Genomic DNA, 18,595 nt, shown 5'->3' with positions numbered 1-18,595 from the left:
TAAAAGAGGGTTAAAAATATTATGAAATTATAATCGCAGTTATACTATTATTCAATTAATGTTTTGACACATTACTGTAATTCCTCTTTCCCAGCGAATATCGATATGTACCAACACCGATGAATGCTCCGGCAACTGCCATAAGCATATCCAGAAGGAATGATATCAGTATCAGCATGCTACCGCTTATTCCTGCTATGGATCCGACATAATACATCAGTCTAAAGAGTCCATGAGAGATCTCAGGTATTTCGAAGATGATTAGGCCGATCAATGAGGCCACTGTAGATACCGGTATTGATAAATATGGCTTCAGATCAAAAAATACGGTAGATAGGAAACCGGCAACTATCACACCGTACCAGAATCCAGAGATAAGGAATACAATCGTGAACACGATGCTCAGAACCGCGACCAGTACAAGCTCATAGTATCTATTCATCCGATCACCTCCAAAGTGGTTACATCAAGGACATGCGCCTTAGGGAATGATGATGAGCTAGGATAGAAGAGCAATGGCAGATACTCTCCGTTTATCCAGTAATCAACGTAATTGGAGTAAAACGGACTCGCTGGATTTTCGCTCTGGCCGCCCGGATAGACGCCGTATGAATCAGAAAGATTCGAGAAGTTGAGTATCATAGTGAAGCTCTGACCGCCGCTTGGCCAGTTGTATGGTCCAACTCCAGATGCATCGTTCGGAGTGTTGTAGTCACCACCTCTTGGTAAAGGCCCAATGCTAAGCTGACTCACGCCAAGGAGACTTGGAAATACGAAGCCATAGAAATGGCCCCATGTGTAGTTTCCGGTGGGATACTGACTTGAAAGATAATTCATGGCCTCTGTGATTGCGTTCGCTATCAGGCTTGTAATGCTTTCATTTGAAAATGGCCTCGCGCTTCCATTTATGAGTATGTATGCAAGATCAAGGTCAAATGAGGCAATACCAATGCTGTTTGGGAAGCTTCCGCCCATTCCCGTGACGTTCAACACACTTCTGTATTCTGGAAATACGCCATGATCTTTCAGGAATGTGTGGAATATCTCATTGAAGAGATACATATAGGTGAAGAACCAGACACTCGCTGCCCTTGAGTTCTCATCCATGCTGTAGTTCCATGCTTTCAGCATGGTTATAGCTTCCTGAACCGTGGAATTGCTGTACGTGGACATGTACTTCAGGATGTACGGCACGGTAAGAAACGCCTCATAGTCCGTATAGTTATGATCCTGCAGGTTCATCATATCCTCAACTGTTAAATTGCTGTGAGATCTTAGGTAGGATTCCTCTAGCATGGCTCTGAAGCCTGGAGATGGAGTCATGGTGTCTCCGAACCAGTATGGATATGCCGGTCCGACCTGCCTCTGATTGGAGCTAACTATGAAGCCGTCAGAAGGGTTCACCGAATGCGGCACCATCGAGTATGGAATGGAACCGATTATGAACTGGGTGCCATTGCCAGGCATTATAGCGTTCGGGTTGTATGGAATTGGATCGCTGGAGGAAAATATCGGATAATAGGCTGGTGAGATGTCGGCAATTGTTCCGTTCACATCAGCAAAGGCAAAGTTCTGATAGGGTGCCTTCCATATCTCAAGGTCTGATGAGAACCGTTTCCAGTCTGTTGCATTCATTACCTCCAGGAGCGCCCCTATATCATTGGAGAATCTGTTACCCATCCAGTCCATGACCAGTGCAGTTGTTCCATTGGTGGCCATGATCGGGCCAAGATTCGTCCAGTTAACCTTGAAGCCATTCATTTCATACGAGGTCACAGGATAATACGTTCCATTCCACAGATATTTTCCATTCATGACGGTCTGCGTGAAGAAGAATGTGCCCCACGATATGGCCTGAGTATCCGTGAGAGTCCATCCTATGTGTTCGTTATATCCTATGACTATTATGGGAGCGCCGGGTAGCACAACTCCGTAAACGTCAAAGGATGGATCAACCAGCTGCACTTGGAACCAGATCGAAGGCAGGGAGAACCCCAGAACCGGACCTCCCACCAGTATGGGTTTTCCTGTGGAAGTTCTGTTGCCAGATACGACCCATTCATTACTGTGATCTGTAGGATTTGGCGGGAATATGTGAAGCGGATCCCAGATCTTCGCAACACTGAAGGCCAGTGAAGCCATCGTGGCGTTGACCGGATAGGTATTTTCTGACATCTTCATCACGTATTGGTTCGGTGTACCGTTATATCCACCATAATAGTACTGCGGAATCGGCGAGAATGGCGTGATCAGATCATTCGTTAGGTTTCCTAGCTTGTAGAAGAGAAGCGAATATAACAGCGGATCGTCGCTGAACTCAAGGGTCTGTATCATGTATTCCTGAACCGCGAATGTATCTACGGGACTCCAGTACCCTGGGGTATATCCCAGAAGTTTGAATTCAAAGGGGAGGACGTGATGAGATATTGAATAGTTTATGTAATCATTTATGCCCTCGGAGTAAGCCGTCACTGCTTCATAAGTCAGACGATCAGTGGCGTTGACGCTCGCATTTCCGGAGATGATGTTCCAGTCCTTTTCGGCCGTTAAGGGAGCACCTGTCATCGTCTGGAACCTATCGTAGTTGCTGTACCCAGAACCAAGCATCTTTGCAAGCTGACCCATGGACGTCAACTTGAAGAGCTGCATCTCAAAGAGCCTGTTCTTAGCCTGAATGAAGCCCAGGGCCAGGAAAAGGTCATGGTTATCCTGAGCGTATATGTGGTACACGCCGTAATTATCCTGTATTATCGTTACTTCGTGCTGAAGTCCTGGTATCGAGATCGTTTCGTTCCCGATTATGAGGTTGGACGTGTTTCTTGGAACTCCTGTCCCTGGATTCAGTATCGATATCAGAGGCGTTATCGTTCCGATTATAACTATGAGAACGACAATAATTGCTCCTACTATTATGTATATTGAATTTTTCATATTTATTGATTACAAAGTTAAGATATAAAAATTTGGTTAAAATGTTAGGATAAAATAGATTATAACAACACTTATGAATCCTTGAATTATTCATACTAGCCGTTCAGATAGGACATTGCAAGCTTGCGCTGCGCCTCTCTCAGATATTGATCCACAGATACCACTGAAACTCCCATTTTCTCAGCTATCTCCTTAAGATGCACATCCTTGGGATAGTTAAAGAACCCCATCTCCAGAGCCTTGCCAAGAACCTTCTCCTGCATTGCTGTCAACCTGGGCTTCCCGTTTATGGATGCGGGATCTAGGCTCTGTATCTGAATCTTCATGATCTTTCCGTAGTTTGATAAATTATCCCTTATCAGATCGAAGTTGTCCGAAGCGGTAACAATTGTTATGACGTCTCCGTCCGCCATCGTGTATTCATCGTACGATACCATTCCTATCCTGTTGCTCAGGAAGAATGGAGAATTATCCGTCCATTCAAGATAACCCACCGTTAAAGTGCGACCTTTCAGAGATCTGTCGAATACGGAGAGAGTCTTTGGGTTACCACGAACCTTGTTTATTATCGACTTTGCCATGATATGAGATTCAGTAGGATACACGCTTTCATAGGTAATCATCCTATCTCCCTTATACGGCATGCTCCACAGCAACTTGACGCTGAGCCCTTCATCGATGAAGTTGAACGTACAATTGTCATGCAAGTAAATAAATCGAGCCTTAATTAATTCTATATCCTTCAATCCCCTTGACACCGAACTCATATATGATCAACATAATCATATACTTAAATTCTCAGCATAACACTAATGGACTGTTATCAAAAATGTGAGGTTCTCCCAGACTAAAGATTTGGATATTCATCTTCCAAAAGCGTATAGCTGAAACACGACGTTCTAATATACCTTCATGAGCGTCTTCACACACGTGCATTAGTACAACACAAGGTCTATTTTTATCGATCCTGCAAACTTTTTGTTGAACTTTATCATTGAGGAAGTTCTTGCATCCCATCGCTGACTATGGGATTTTACAGCTTTCCCAGCCCATAACCTTTCAATAAGCCCCATATCTCAATTTCGACATATTTCGATATAAGCTTTAGATCCCCCTAGCCTCGATGTCAAAACCGCAGATGAACGTTTCACCTGGTTTCAATCTGATCAGACCGATACCATTGTTGAAAGCATCCGGTGATCCCGTCATCGGCTCAACCGCTACTGAGACACCATCTGCATAAACTCCGTCGTACACCTCAAAGAACCGCATCGATCTTCTCCTTATTTGAATTAACCTATCTCTGGTGACAAGTTCGATCTCGCCGCCTCCCATGAAGGCATCGTCATAATAACCGTCGGTCTTCTTTGGAATAAAACTGATATTCCTGCTATGCGCATCTGAATCACTCCTGTCAGCGAATACAGATCTAACTTGGTCATTGAAGTACATGATCCAGAAATCCTCGTAAAGAAAGTATGGATGCGAACCGCAAAGAAGAGGAGCGCTTCTTCTGCCAGTGTTTTCGATCGATATCATGGTGTTCAAAGCTTCACGTGAAAGCGAATAATGGACATGAACATCCAGAGTCGAGGGGTATCCGCTGTGGAACAGAGAATACTTCAGATGAATTGAATCCTCATCATTGTAAACTACAGAGAATGGTGCAGATTTCACTAGCCCATGTATGCTGTCTACATGATTGTTCTCATAGGCCGCGTTCCTTGGAAGAAAGTATCGTTGACCGTCCCACACGTAGGATGCGCCTTTCACTATGTCAGCATATGGTACTAGTATTGACATTCCTCCATGCGTAACATATCCATCAGATGCGGGTTTCAGAATTTGCATTCCTTGCAGGGTGAGGGAGGAGACGAATGCACCCCTTCTCGATACACGGCAGGAAGACTGGCCGGATCTCAGTTCCTCCATCCAGTCTCCTCCTTTTCAGAGTGCAGAGCGTGTGATAGGCCTTCTATGATCAATGGTATATCGTCATCTTCAAGGCACTGCGGATTGATGTACAGCTTGTCCTCCATACAGTAGGTGTATATGGGTATTCTGAACTTCCTTAACCTGAAAGAAACCTCCTTCGCCACTATTCCCTGAGGAAAACTAACCTGTACTCTTGGTATGTTAACAGGCCTGGGATGGTTCCACTGTGGCATAACGACCCTGGCAGATATATCAGGATCAATCCCGGATATCATCTCCGCAATGGTATCCGCCATCTTTATGATCCTTGAGAGCCATGCATCTTCATCGATCCTGAGAAAGTTCTCTATCGCAGCCACCGTAGAAACGATCGTTTCCTTGCTGACTTTCATGGGCCGGCCGATGAATATCCTGGTTCCCTCATCTGTATTCTCCTCGTTCAGCGGCCCAATCTCGTGCACAGCATCGATTATTTCCTTCCTACCTATCATCAGGCCAGAGTTGCTGAGACCCCCCAGCATCTTCCCACCGCTGAAGAGAACAATATCCGATCCCATTTTGTAATATCGCGTTAAACTCTCCTTCGGTGGCAGTTCGGCTGCCGCATCCACGATCACAGGAATCCCGTATGAGTGGGCTATTCTCAGGACTGATTCCAGAGGCAGCGTACCTGGCATAGGCTCAAAGGCATAGTGCATTATCGCCAGTATCCTTCCAGGGTTATCCTCAATAACCTTCCTCATGGATTCCTCCGTTACAATATCCGTATCTCCGAACTCCCTCAGCTCCGGTCCGGCAATGTATATCAGATCCCTGAACTCTGTACGATGGGGCTTCTGAACCGCAATCAGCATTTTTCTGCCCTGTTCCAGTATGTCCCTGGTGTATTTTCCACCCCCTCTGAGGTATATCAATGCGGCTATGCCAAGAACGGTGCCAGAGGCAGCCCCTGCCGTTATGCAGGCTGCATCGACGCCAATCCTCCTGGCAATATACTCCCCAGCCGTCCTTGATAGATCCTGCATGTTCAGAAAAATGTCGTTAACATACTTCATCGATTCAATGACTTCATCCGATACCCTGTTTCCTCCTAGAAATGTCATAGTGCCGATGCCGTTTATGACCCTCATCGATCGTACCAATTTGAGAAAATCTGCCAGTATGGGTTCTTCCTGATCATTCATACTAGAAGCAGGCCTCCATCCACTATTATATCAGCTCCGTTGATATAGCTGGCTGCGCTTGATAGGAGAAAGAGAACAACGGATGCAACCTCTTCAGCTTCTCCACGTCGTCCGAGAACACTTTCCCTTGCGTATTCCCTCTCGACTTCCTCTGGTTTCATCCCTCTGATCCTAGCCTGTTCCTCTATATCTGCATCGTTCATCGGTGTTTTAATGTTTCCCGGACTCACGCTGTTAACCCTTATACCTAGACGGCCAAGATCGGCTGACAGAGCCCTGGTGAGTGCGAGAATGCCGCCCTTTGTCATGGAATAGAGCGGATGTCCGGCTTCTGGGCGCTGTCCCGATACCGATGCCATATTGACTATCGATGGAGAATCTGATCTTTTAAGAAGTGGCAGAATACTCTTGATCATGAAGAAGTATCCTCTGAGATTTATGCTAATTATCCTTTCAAAATCAGAATCCGTTGAATCCTCTATACTCTTGTAGAAATAGATGCCCGCATTGTTAATCAGGAAGTCCACATGATCGCATCTATCCATAAAATAATCTTTAAGATGTTCTACATCTTCCGACGATTCAACACTCCCCCGTATCCCATGGAATTTCTTCACCACCTCGGTGGACTCTGAAAATTTTGGATCGATACCGAAGACCTCGGCACCCGATCTGACCAGCGCATCGGCCACAGATCGCCCTATTCCCTGAAACGCTCCAGAAACGACCGCTATCCGGCCTGTAAAATCAAAACTGAAATCCTTTCGCCTCGCACTAACGCTCATTCGATCACCTCCTCTTTGCTCGATACCATGCTCTCAAGACGATGCGTCATATGCATGTAGATTATGTAAATCAATGACGCGATGAGCAGCGCAAAGATGACATAGAGCCCTGCCAGATACGGTTCACCAATTCCTACGTATGACGTTATATCTGCATAGATGAACAGTGCAGCCGCTGCGACGGTAGGTATGAGCGTGTAAGCAGCGACTCTTGCTGTCAGTTTTCCATGCAGTTTCCTGAAGAATGGCACTGAAGATGCGTCTGCTATCAGATGCTGAAGGATCCACATGAACGTGGTGAGCGCCCCGAACAGGAAGAGCGAATAGAAGATGCCCTGAGAATAACCATAGATCCTTACCAGCACGATCGGGCTCAGTATGGTGAGCAGCGCCGTAACCGTGAGCTCGAACAGCGCCCCATATACCGGCGTATGATATTTTCTATGCGTTCTTGAGAAACTCTTTGGGAAGAGGAATCTATCACGTGCCATCGCGTATATCAGCCTTGCTCCGCTCATTCCACCGACGATGCCGGCCCACATCTGTCCTATAAGCGCAATTATGATGAATGCAAGCGTTCCTATGCTTCCTACATATTCTCCGAATGCCACGACCGCTGGATTCCAGTCCGTAGAAAGAGAGGACGCATTAGACAAACCGACCGCTGCCACCTCAGCGTATGTAACGATCACGCTGACTACGGTTAAAATCACTATTGAGAGTATTATGGATCTCCAGACCGTCCTTTCGCTTGTCTTTGTCTCTTCGGCAAAATAGAATGGCGCCCCATAACCAGTGAAAAACAGGAATCCTGCTGTGACGGAGGCGAACATCACGCCTGTTATGCCGGCAGGCGCCTTTGCTATATTGAAGGCCTGTATACTATTATACGGTGTGCGGGCTATTGTGATCAGAGAAAATATCAGGACTATGATTATCTGAACTGCCACTATCACTAGTACAGACATTCCAGATATCTTGATGTCCAGAACCGTGAAAAGAAACATAAGAAATGTTGATATGAGTGCCACCAGTATGTATATTGCCAGCGGCAAAGTATATCCATAAAGCTCTGATAGAGCTGTCGAGAGTATGTACGATACTGCAACTACAGAAACGACGTCCATAAGTATGTAATAGAATAAGTTCACGAGCGCAACGTATTTACCAGTTGCTGGTCCAAATCCCTTCTCGGCGAAACCGTAATAGCCACCGGCAAAGCTCACGTGCCTGGAAAACATGAGCGCTGGAACGGATACCAACAGTATTGCAAGTGCAGCAAATATCGGAACAACCGGTGCAGCAAACCCCGCATATACAACGGCACCAGCACCGTTTGAAACCGCAAACGCCAGTGGATATATGGAGCCCATGGAGAGCGCCACAAGTGTCCAGAGCCCAAGCTCCTTGCCCTTAAGGGATGTCTCTTCACTCAATTCATCACCGACGTATCATGTATAGATGAGATATGAATGGACATCCTTAACTTTTAATTGACATCTATTTAAGGCGAGTGAGTAAAGATATTCATACAATTAATAGAATTGAACATAATGCCAAAAGAGAATACTGAAAGATGACGTAAAAAGAGAAAAAAATCATCAATCAGATCCTAAAGACCTGATCGATCACATATCCGGGTTCTGCGAAGATATCACTGGTACTGGATCTTCAAGCTTCTGCCCGATCTCTTCCTCTGTCAGCTTTCTTCCTATGCTCCTCTCGTAGAAGGCTATTATCCTCTTCTTATCCTCAAGGCTGTACTCTCTGAAGTACTTCTCTTTCTTGAGGCTTCTTCCGGTTTTCTCCTCGTATACCTTTGCCGGTATCGAATACTTCCTCTGCGTTGAATCTCTGTAAAGCTCAGGGATCACGTTGAATGCGCAGAACGGTATGACCCTTCCGTCAGGCATGGCATAGTGTATATCGCATCTCTCCACACGATCCACATCGTACGTGTATGGATCCTGGAAGTGCATGAAGCCTATGAACATGGACTTGTAGTGGAATGCCTTAAGTCCATGGTAATCACCCTCCGTGAAAGCGTTGTAGACCATATCCTTCAGCTTGAAATCCTTGGGTGCCTTCTCATAATCCACGAACTTCTTGAGGTTGTAGAGCAACTTTGCCGTGCTCTCCATCTTCCTCAGACTCTTGAAAGTTGAATCACCGATCTCGTCCGCCAGCTCCTGTATGTACTCAAACATTCCCTTGACATCCACGAATCTTGTGACCGGTATGACCTTCTCATCGTCCTTGAACAGGTATGTTCCCATACCGCAGGCATAGTGGATCGACAACTTATATGTCGGCCTTCCCTTGAGAGCAGCCACAAAGTTTGATACAGATGCTGTAGAAGGAACGGTGAAGAAGTCCTCTCTGCCTATGAGTCCGTCCGTCTGCTGCTCAATCTTCTTTATGGCACCAGGTATCGTTATTCTCTGCTTCGCCCTTGCCCTGTCAGGCATCCTTCCAACGAGACTCACAGGCTGGAAGTTTACGGCTCTTACGACGTCTATATTCGAGAGTCCGAATCTTATTATATCTCCAAGATACATGTCGTTGACTCCGCCGATGACCGTCGGAACAAGGACGACACCCAGCGGCGCCTTCTTGTAATTCTCCAGGGCAGCCGGTATCTCCCAGAAGTTCTTTGGATTTGATCTGGGTGTAGGCCCATCGAAGCTTGTGTATATGACATTTGATCCGGCCTCTCTGACTCTCCTTACGAAATCAGGATCAAATGCAGCTCTGACGCTGTTCGTGTTCAGCTGCACGTGGTCGTAGCCTTCCTCCCTTGCGATCCTCACGATATCTATGATGTCATCCCTCATCGTTGGTTCTCCGCCAGTTATCTGGACGGCGTTTGCGCCAACCGGCCTCTCATTCTTCATGCGGCGGAGCATCATCCTTATCTGATCCTGAGTAGGCTCATATATGGGTTCATTCTCCTTCGCATAGAAGAAGCAGTACCAGCAGGAAAGATCGCACCTGTTAGTAACCACTATATTGCCCAGACCTGTGTGTGATTTGTGTTTCACACAGAGACCGCAGTGCGTCGGGCATACTATCTTGGAGGCGTAATATGCCACGTTCGGGTTAAGTATCTTGACGCCTGGATCCTGCCACTTTCTTGCTTCCTCGAACATCTCGTAGTCTTCCCAGTATTTTTCAACGGTAACACCATGCTCTGGGCATTCCTTTATGAGCTTAACCTCTCCGGCTTCCTCATAGACTATGGCGGGTATCCTCATCTGATCAAATTTCTCCTCATCAACGCAGCCCGGGCACAGGCTTTCGGTAACCCTCAGAACGAGCATGTCCTCATTTATAAGATGGCCCATTTCACTCACAAATTCATCAACAGTCTTAAATGGAGCGTTTTCGCTTATTTCAAAATCACTGGCGAACCTAATGTTTGGATATTTTTCCTTCTCAACAGACAGCATCTTTTGAATTCACCAACACTATAAAAGTATAGAATATTAAAACTGTTTTGTCTCGGACTTTGCTAATAACGATATTAGCCGAGTAGCATATATAGATACAAATTTAATGCCATTTCGGTATTTAATGTTCCAGTATTTCGTAAAACATTCGTTGTATCGGCTACAAAAATTGTCGTTTCACTCAAAATAAAAATCAGTATTAATTGATATGTATTTCTTAGTTATTTCTATCCATGTCATTCGAAGTGCAAAGCCTCCGCATAATTACCCAGATCAAGAAGTCCATGCCCTGAAAAACTTACCAGAACAGTCTTCTTCTCTCCCTTATTCTCGTCCGCTATCTCCTTCAGTATGGGAAGGGCATGGGATGTTTCTGGTGCTGGTATGTAGCCCTCTGTCTCGGAGAATATCCTTGCCCATCTGAATGCCTCTTCCTGATCATAGTCCCTTGCTGATACTATACCCTTATTCATAAGTAGACTAAGTGTCGGTGCAACCGCGTGATAGCGCAGACCACCTGCGTAGACAGCTGGCGGTATGAAATCATAGCCTATAGTGTACATCTTCAAAAGAGGCAGAACCTTTCCAGTATCAGGATAGTCGTATCTGTATTCCCCTTCTGTCATTTTAGGAACCTCCTTAGATCCGGAGGCTATGTACTTCCTCCTTATCTTGCCGGATGAAAGTTCATCTGCAAGGAATGGAAATGCCAGCGCAGCATAATTTGAACCGCCTCCTACAACACCAACGATATAATCAGGATCTTCACCAGCCATCTCCATCTGCTTCTTTGCCTCCATGCCTGCTATGGTCTTGAAGAGTATATCTGAGTTTATCACACTACCTGCGATGTACTTTCCACCATTGTCCAGAGCATAATGTATGGCCTCGCTTATGGCCAAGCCAAGCGATCCAGGGGTATCCGGCATCTTTTTCAAGACTTCCCTTCCATACTCTGTGAATTCAGACGGACTTGGATGTGGATGTGCACCGTACATGTACATCATGTACTTCCTATACGGTTTTGCGTAGAAACTTGTGCGAACCATGAATATATGAGATTCCATGCGGAAAAGTGCTGATGCAAGTGCAACTGCGGATCCCCATTGGCCGGCACCTGTCTCTGTTGATACAAATTTAGCCCCTTCCTCTCTGGCAAAATAAACATGCGCCAGAGCACTATTTATTTTGTGTGAACCTGAATATGTATATGATTCCATCTTCAGGAATATCTTCAGGTTGCCTCCCAGCAGCTCCTCTAGCCTTTTTGCTCTTATAATCGGCGTTGGTCTACCCACCTGCATGTACCTTTCAAGTATCTCTTCGGGTATTTTCGGATAGCGTTCACCAGAGAACTCATATTCCAGAACCTTAGCGGGAACAGCCTTCTTGAGCGTTTCAAACGCTTTACCGGTCTCGTCCCTCGGTGTTGGAAGTTCTTCCGGCAGATCGGGCAGAATGTTGTACCAGTGGTCTGGCATCTCGTCCTGTTTAAGGTCTATTCTTATCATCGGCATGATCATTGTATTCATGTATAAAATTTATGCTATATGTAATTATTCTCTGTATAGATATTTAATTATGTCACCTTCATTCTTTGATTCAATTGTACCGATGCGATCCATATGCCTTAGATGAGATACGGTTTCCAGAATGGCAAAATTTCTTTCCATAAAATTCATGGTATCCATCTTCCTACCCTTGCTCCAGGATATTTCCCTTGCAACCTCATAGGCCGTCTTAGGGGTTTTGAGGACTGATATCATAGCATGCATTCTTTCCTGATGATGCCTCTCTATCTCCTCGATCCTCAGACGGGGCTCTGTTATCACATTCCCGTGGCCTGGAAATATCCTTTCAACCTTCATCTGCTTTATCTTTTCCAGGCTCATGAGATAATTGCCCAGATCGTCTTCATCACCGTATACGCTTATGTTCGGAGTTATTCTATCGAGAATGTGATCGCCGGAGAACAGGTCATGGCTCTCATGGATATAGACTGCCGTGGATCCAGGGCTGTGACCTGGAACCTCAACAAATTCCAGTTCCTGAACTTTCAATTTATGATAATCCTGGATAAAATCCAGTTTAGAATAATAGTCGAAGTACCTTATAATGGGGTGCATGGTTATTATGTCATTAACCATAGCTTCAGGTACACCATTTATTCTGAATATGTCTGCATGTCTTCGGATATAACCTTCACGATCCTCATTTGCCTTCATTATCAGATCATAATCGAGGGGGTTCATATATGCCGGAATCCCGTATTTTTGATGCATATAGAGTACTCCTCCTAGATGATCTATGTGCAGGTGCGTTACGAAGGCGAAATCTATCCTATGAAGGCTCTGTTCAATTGACCTTATTGAGTTATCCGACATTCCAGAGTCGATCAGAAAAGCTGAATCATCTGATTCAATTCTATATATATTTGCGGTCTTTAGCGCGCGGATCTCTATCGGTACTGTGAATGTCTGAATCAATGACTGCATGGGTTGATATAGGGGAAGTATTGATAACATTTTTGCTGATGAAATATTTATCACTGATCTTATTCAATTGAATTATTCATAATAGTTAGATATTAATCTGAAAAGATTGATATATATGGTGATGCATCTATATAGCATGGGATCGCCCAGATTGATGAATCATGGTTTGACTCTTGATAGATTATTTCACAAGACGATTAGAACAGGAAGAGGAACAGGATTGAAGGACGGGAAAAGCGAGCTAACATATGGTGAATTTTACGATAGGATGCTCAATATTGCTATGAATTTGCATAGGGATTTCGGCGAAAACAGAGTGATATCGGTCATGGACTGGAATACCATTAATTTCGCCTTGCTCATATATGCCATACCGTTATCCGGGAATATCCTTCATCCGGTTGATGTGAGGCAACCGCCTGATCAGATAATCGCTTCTATGAAGGAGGCAGGTAGCAGTTATCTTATATATTCCAGGGACTTCAGAAAACTCGCAGGAGCCGCTGTCAGCTCAGGTATCCTGCCTGAAGACAGAGTATTCGATCAGGAAACCCTCATATCGCAGTATGGAACCTTCGGCGGAGGGAAACTTTGGCTTCCAGAGATACATGAAGATCGTACAGCTTCGATACTCTTTTCCAGTGGAACCACTGGAAAACCCAAGGGCGTGAAATACAGGCACAGGGACATTGTTCTCACCATATGGGCTATGGAAACGAACCTCTCCGCTTTCCCTGGACCGGCAAGACTGACCTCATCCGACACAGTGTTTTCGCTGATACCTTTCTTCCATCTATGGTCATGGGGTACGCTGTTCATTTCCACGCTCATAGGTTCCAACTACATTCTCGGCGGAAGATTTGAACCGACGAATACCATAAAATTGATCAAGGAAAATCGAGCGACGTGGATGAGCATGGTACCGACGATGTTCAATGCAATAGTGGGCACCGATCAGAATGCACTGGATCATCTCAAGATACTGATAGGAGGATCCGCCATACCATCCGGGATAATCAATTTTGCATCGGATCATCGGATAGAGATAACCGGCATATACGGTTTCACGGATGGCCTCGCAGCAGGAATAGGTACTTCAGACATCGCTGACGATTTCGGAGCCAGAAATGCAGACGCTGTGAATTCTATCACCCCCCTTGTATTCACGGAGTTCGATACGGAAGGGGAGAACAAAGAGCTGAAATTCAGATCTCCCTGGATTCCAGATGGCTATTTCAACGCGGAAAGCGAAAAAGCATATAGAGATGGTTGGTTCTATCCCGGTGATTCAGCAGAGGTAACGGAAAATGGAAAGATAAGGATCCGGGATAGGATCAAGGATCTTATAAAGAGCGGTGGAGAATTCATACCGAGCGCGCTTCTGGAATACTATATATCCAATATCGGCGACGTAGGCGATGTTGCCGTAATAGGAGTAAAGGACGAAAAATGGGTGGAGAGGCCAGTTGCATTCTACAGGACGCGGACAGGAAAACCACTTGATGAGGAAGTCATCAGATCCTATCTTCGCGATCTCGCATCGAAGGGTTCGATCAAGGAATGGTGGATCCCGGATCGCTTCATCTTTGTGGATAGCATGCCCATGACCGGTACGGGTAAGATAGATAAGAAGACCCTTCGCGAGTTTGCTGGCAAAGTGCAGGAAAATAAATAACATATAAAGACAGCACGCATACTTGAGGGGAATGAAGAATGACGACCATAAGGGTGAAGAGAGTTTACGAACCATTTTCAAGCGATGATGGGTATCGCGTATTTGTGGAGAGATTATGGCCAAGAGGCATGAGGCGCGAGGAGCTCAGGATGGATCTGTGGGCGAAGGATCTTGCGCCGAGCAATCAGCTGAGAATATGGTATTCGCATGATCCGGCAAAATGGGATGAATTCAGATCAAAGTACAAAGCTGAGCTCTGCGGCAATGAGACTTTAAATGAGCTCAGAAAGATCGATAATCTCACACTGCTTGTGGCATCCAAGAGCGATCTGAATGCTGGTGCCGTTATCAAGGATGTACTGGAACATTGGAATGAATTCATGGAGTTATAGGAAGGTTAGGAGTTTGAGGGAAGCAGTAAAACTCCGACCTTCAGGGAGGAGATACACGGACTTCCCTCAATGGAAATAATTATAAACAATTTACCGTACCTATAGATAGTGATAACAGCTGCCAAAGTAAAGCTGTATCCAAACGAAGGACAGAAAATATTATTGGAGAAGCACTTTGGCAGCTGCAGATTCGTATACAATTACTTTCTAAAAAAGAGGGATGAATACTATATAACGCATAGGGATGCACAGAGATCTTCTCTGAACTATTTCGACACAAATAACATGCTCATCGAACTCAAGAAGGAACATCCATGGTTATACGAGATCAACGCCCAATCACTTCAGATGTCTCTACGCTTTTTAGACAATGCACTCAAGAACTTCTTCCATAAGAATACTGAACATCCTAAATTCAAAAGGAAAGGTATTAACGAATACTTTGCAGTACCACAGCACATCAAAATTCAAGGAAACAGAATATATTTCCCAAAGTTCTCTGAAGGCATATACTTCAAGGGATCTAAAGATAAGCTATCAGAAATAAGGGACATAAATGAGATAGTAATAACAAAGGATTCAGGATACTACTACTGCTCTATTATATATGAAAATGAGGAAGAACTACCAGAGAAGAAGCCATTATCCTCAGAGAACTCCGTTGGTATAGATCTAGGCATCGAAAAATTTGCAACCTTATCGAATGGTATAGCAATAGAGAATCCAGGATTCATAAAGAAGGTAGAGAAAAGAATAAAGCGTCTTCAAAAACAGCTATCAAGAAAGCAGAAAGGATCGAAGAATGGAAGCAAGCATATACTTAAATCACAGAAGGAGTACATGAAGCTGAGAAACATGCGTGAAGACTTCGATGATAAAATATCGACTGCGATAGCCAAGCAGTACGATACCATAGTCATCGAAGATCTGAACGTACATGGAATGATGCAGAACCATCATATATCGAAGAGTCTAAGTGATGTTTCTTTCTATTACTTCAAGCAGAAACTGGAATGGAAAGCGGAAAAATATGGAAAGAACATGATCGAAATAGGAAGGTTCGATCCATCATCTAAGATATGTTCAAGATGCGGTAACATAAAGCATGATCTGAAGCTATCAGATCGCATATATCATTGTGATGTATGCGGTCTAACTATAGACAGGGATCTGAATGCCGCCAAGAACATAAGGAAGATTGGACTTATAAAAGTAGGATCGGTGCGATCCGAATTCACGCCTGTGGAGATCGCAACATCGGGCTTGTATGGAATATATCCGTACAGGCAGATGTCGGTCGTTGAATCAGGAAGCTCCGATGCTTTAGCTGAGGAGTAGCTCACGCTCATCTGTAAAGAATAATGCTGCAAAGATGTAGCTGATACATCTGGTTTGCACTCTGAATTCAAGCAATAGAAGGAAGCAAACATTTATTCATAGTGATACATACTAAAGATAATGAAGACAAGAAGCGTTGAGGGGATAGTTGTCGCGATCGCTATACTAATTATCGTGTATGGCATCGTGCCTCTATTGCTTGCGACGCCACCGAACAATATGAAGTCTGGAGGTACTTACTATCTTGAAGGCAAGATAGTTTCAGAGATAGAATCATCGAACGGCTCCATATTTGTCCTCAATACCTCATCCGGAAATGTCACCGTCTACTACCAAGGTGTAGCACCGGCCGTGGGTTCATATGTGCTCGTCAAGGGAACATATAAAGCTGTATTTCTTATAAGTATATTTGAGGCCAGTGAGGTGTACTACTGGTTGTATATTCTCTGATTGCATTTGAAAGCTGCATACTGCTGGATCATATCGGATTTGATTATTCCGACCAACTTCGCATTCCTGAAAATATATAGAGTTCTGCATCTTGAAATTTGAGTTCGATCATACACTTGAACTGCCCTTTATTACACTGCATTCTACAAGTTTTTAAATATAGAATTGGTTTGATCATACTATGCGGGATCAGACATTTGAAGACCTTCTCGGACTCAGGATCATAGATGAAGTTAGACTGTCTAAGGACGGCGATCTTATTGGTGCTATCGTCTCTGAGAATTTCAGAGAATACAGAAAGAAGGAACAGAGGAAAGAGGTATACCTCTTTGACCGAAACTTCAAAATAATTGCAAAATACGAAGGATATGGACTCCATTCTCTATGCTTCACACCTGCCGGATCTGTTCTTTTCGCTGAGGGTAAGGATATCGTCTCGCTGAAAGGGGATGGCCTGCCCCTGAAATACAGCACAGGGATCAAGGTAAATTCTGTTAGCTTCTTCGGTGGAAAGATAATATTCACGGGTGAAAAGGAAGATAAGAAAGGATCCGACGATGCGTATTTCTTTGAGGAGGAGGATCGGTTCACCGATCTCTACCGCATTGATGAATCTGGAATAGTCCGATTGACTCAGGATCTGCAGATATGGGAATTTGCTTCAGCAGACGATGCCGTATATGCAATAGCATCTGATTGCCCCCAGGAGAGCTGCTGGTACAAGTCCAAGGTATTCAGGATAACAGCGGACGGAAAGCAAGAGCTCATATACGACCCTGGTAGAAGGCAGATCGGAAAGATAACGGCGCATGGAACACGCATTGCCTTTCTAGAATCGGTGATGAGCGATCGCGGAGTCATATCAGGTGATGTCATACTTTACGATGGATCAATAAGGAATATAACCGACGGATCCAATATTAGCTATTCTCATGTGGTTCTGCATGGGGATTCTATATACGTGCTTGGAAATGACAAAACAACGTTCAGCATCATGGATATTTCAAACAAAAGAGAAATATGGTACGGCTTCGGTATAGTTTATCCCGCGTATTCGCCATCCTTCGACACAGCAAATGGATCATTTGTTGTCCCATTCTCGTCTCCGACCGACCCTCCTGAGATATACCGTATTGAAGATGGTATCTCAAAATCCAGTCTAAATTCTCATCTAGCCGATATAGCGGCATATCCAGCTGAAATTGTAGAGTGGCGTTCTTCAGATGGTGAGGATATTTATGGAATACTGAGAGTCAGGAATCCTGAGGATCCGCTCATAGTATACGTTCACGGTGGCCCGACATCGTTCTCGTATGCATCCTTCATCGATCGCACATCCATCTATCTTGGCTATGGATTCAGCGTATTCGCTCCAAACTACAGGGGAAGCGTCGGCAAAGGCAGGAGATTCGCGGAACTCAACGTCGGCGATCTTGGCGGCATGGACTTCGAAGATATTCTTTCCGGTATAGATCATCTGAAAAGATCAGGAAAGATAAGAACCGAGAGGATATACATAACGGGCGGATCCTACGGAGGATACATGTCCGCTCTCGCCGTTATGAAAACGGATATCTTCAAGGCATCAGTCTCACTGTTCGGAATATCTGATTGGATATCCTTCCACGGCACAAGCAATCTTTATCTTTGGGACAGATTGCATATGGATGCCGATCCATGGGACTTCGATAAATATGACAGATATTCTCCAATAAGGATCAGGCACGATCCGAAAACACCCGTTCTGCTGATGCATGGTATACGGGATCCATACGTGCCCATAGGTCAATATTATGAATTTTATAGATTTCTGAAGGAAAAAGGCTGCGAAGTGCGCATGCTGGTTTTTCCAAGGGAAGGCCACGGATTCACAGAGAAGGATCATATCAAGAGGCAGTATCTTGAAACGATCAAATTCATGAAGGATCATAGCTAACCATCGATGAGATAATTTTTTATCT

At 44.7% G+C, this 18,595-nt stretch carries 16 protein-coding genes; 5 read left to right on the top strand and 11 right to left on the bottom strand.

Translation table 11 applies throughout. The annotated features are described in order from the left end of the window. Nucleotides 1-55: 55 nt before the first annotated feature. The 11 genes from DMB44_RS03400 to DMB44_RS03355 all read right to left on the bottom strand — a co-directional run bounded on the left by DMB44_RS03400 (nucleotide 56) and on the right by DMB44_RS03355 (nucleotide 12,779). Entirely contained in the window at nucleotides 56-442 is a 387-nt protein-coding gene (locus DMB44_RS03400) for a hypothetical protein (protein ID WP_110640848.1), read from the bottom strand. Beyond that, nucleotides 439-2,931, bottom strand: a complete 2,493-nt coding sequence (locus DMB44_RS03395) for a penicillin acylase family protein (protein ID WP_110640846.1) — start codon at nucleotides 2,929-2,931, stop codon at nucleotides 439-441. Before DMB44_RS03395 ends, DMB44_RS03400 begins: the two co-directional genes overlap by 4 nt. Nucleotides 2,932-3,026: 95 nt before the next feature. Next, complete coding sequence (locus DMB44_RS03390; protein ID WP_161952084.1) at nucleotides 3,027-3,638, bottom strand: helix-turn-helix domain-containing protein; 612 nt, start codon at nucleotides 3,636-3,638, stop codon at nucleotides 3,027-3,029. 228 nt (nucleotides 3,639-3,866) lie between these two features. Then, a complete protein-coding gene (locus tag DMB44_RS09255) occupies nucleotides 3,867-4,004 on the bottom strand; it encodes a hypothetical protein (RefSeq protein WP_153280117.1) in 138 nt (45 codons plus the stop codon). A gap of 31 nt (nucleotides 4,005-4,035) precedes the next feature. Beyond that, nucleotides 4,036-4,863, bottom strand: a complete 828-nt coding sequence (locus tag DMB44_RS03385; RefSeq protein WP_110640842.1) for an aldose 1-epimerase — start codon at nucleotides 4,861-4,863, stop codon at nucleotides 4,036-4,038. After that, a complete protein-coding gene (locus DMB44_RS03380; protein WP_110640840.1) occupies nucleotides 4,851-6,050 on the bottom strand; it encodes an aminotransferase class V-fold PLP-dependent enzyme in 1,200 nt (399 codons plus the stop codon). Before DMB44_RS03380 ends, DMB44_RS03385 begins: the two co-directional genes overlap by 13 nt. Next, on the bottom strand, nucleotides 6,047-6,835 hold the full coding sequence (locus DMB44_RS03375; protein ID WP_110640838.1) for an SDR family NAD(P)-dependent oxidoreductase: 789 nt from the start codon (nucleotides 6,833-6,835) through the stop codon (nucleotides 6,047-6,049). The genes DMB44_RS03380 and DMB44_RS03375 overlap by 4 nt, the downstream gene beginning before the upstream one ends. Continuing rightward, nucleotides 6,832-8,271 carry an APC family permease gene (locus DMB44_RS03370; protein ID WP_237265270.1) on the bottom strand — a complete coding sequence of 480 codons (1,440 nt, stop codon included), beginning with the start codon at nucleotides 8,269-8,271 and terminating at the stop codon, nucleotides 6,832-6,834. The genes DMB44_RS03375 and DMB44_RS03370 overlap by 4 nt, the downstream gene beginning before the upstream one ends. Before the next feature lie 192 nt (nucleotides 8,272-8,463). After that, nucleotides 8,464-10,179, bottom strand: coding sequence for a tetraether lipid synthase Tes (gene tes / locus DMB44_RS03365; RefSeq protein ID WP_110641189.1), 1,716 nt, complete (start codon nucleotides 10,177-10,179; stop codon nucleotides 8,464-8,466). A 341-nt stretch (nucleotides 10,180-10,520) separates the two neighbouring features. Then, the gene (locus DMB44_RS03360) at nucleotides 10,521-11,795 is read right to left on the bottom strand and encodes a TrpB-like pyridoxal phosphate-dependent enzyme (RefSeq protein WP_201796924.1); all 1,275 of its coding nucleotides are present in this window, start codon (nucleotides 11,793-11,795) and stop codon (nucleotides 10,521-10,523) included. Between the two features lie 45 nt (nucleotides 11,796-11,840). After that, entirely contained in the window at nucleotides 11,841-12,779 is a 939-nt protein-coding gene (locus DMB44_RS03355) for an MBL fold metallo-hydrolase (protein ID WP_237265268.1), read from the bottom strand. Between the two features lie 136 nt (nucleotides 12,780-12,915). On the opposite strand from DMB44_RS03355, the gene DMB44_RS03350 reads away from it, so the two are divergent. The 5 genes from DMB44_RS03350 to DMB44_RS03330 all read left to right on the top strand — a co-directional run bounded on the left by DMB44_RS03350 (nucleotide 12,916) and on the right by DMB44_RS03330 (nucleotide 18,570). Beyond that, nucleotides 12,916-14,454, top strand: coding sequence for an AMP-binding protein (locus DMB44_RS03350; RefSeq protein WP_161952083.1), 1,539 nt, complete (start codon nucleotides 12,916-12,918; stop codon nucleotides 14,452-14,454). Nucleotides 14,455-14,492: 38 nt separating this feature from the next. Further along, a complete protein-coding gene (locus tag DMB44_RS03345; RefSeq protein ID WP_110640834.1) occupies nucleotides 14,493-14,846 on the top strand; it encodes a DUF488 domain-containing protein in 354 nt (117 codons plus the stop codon). A gap of 108 nt (nucleotides 14,847-14,954) precedes the next feature. Continuing rightward, nucleotides 14,955-16,184, top strand: coding sequence for an RNA-guided endonuclease TnpB family protein (locus tag DMB44_RS03340; protein WP_110640832.1), 1,230 nt, complete (start codon nucleotides 14,955-14,957; stop codon nucleotides 16,182-16,184). Between the two features lie 120 nt (nucleotides 16,185-16,304). Continuing rightward, a complete protein-coding gene (locus DMB44_RS03335) occupies nucleotides 16,305-16,634 on the top strand; it encodes a hypothetical protein (RefSeq protein WP_110640830.1) in 330 nt (109 codons plus the stop codon). A gap of 181 nt (nucleotides 16,635-16,815) precedes the next feature. Next, nucleotides 16,816-18,570: a S9 family peptidase gene (locus DMB44_RS03330; RefSeq protein ID WP_110640828.1), complete on the top strand. Its 1,755-nt coding sequence runs from the start codon at nucleotides 16,816-16,818 to the stop codon at nucleotides 18,568-18,570. Nucleotides 18,571-18,595 lie beyond the last annotated feature (25 nt).

The sequence above is a fragment of the Thermoplasma sp. Kam2015 genome (assembly GCF_003205235.1).
Classification (GTDB): Archaea; Thermoplasmatota; Thermoplasmata; order Thermoplasmatales; family Thermoplasmataceae; genus Thermoplasma.
This window is presented reverse-complemented; position numbering and strand designations above follow the sequence as displayed.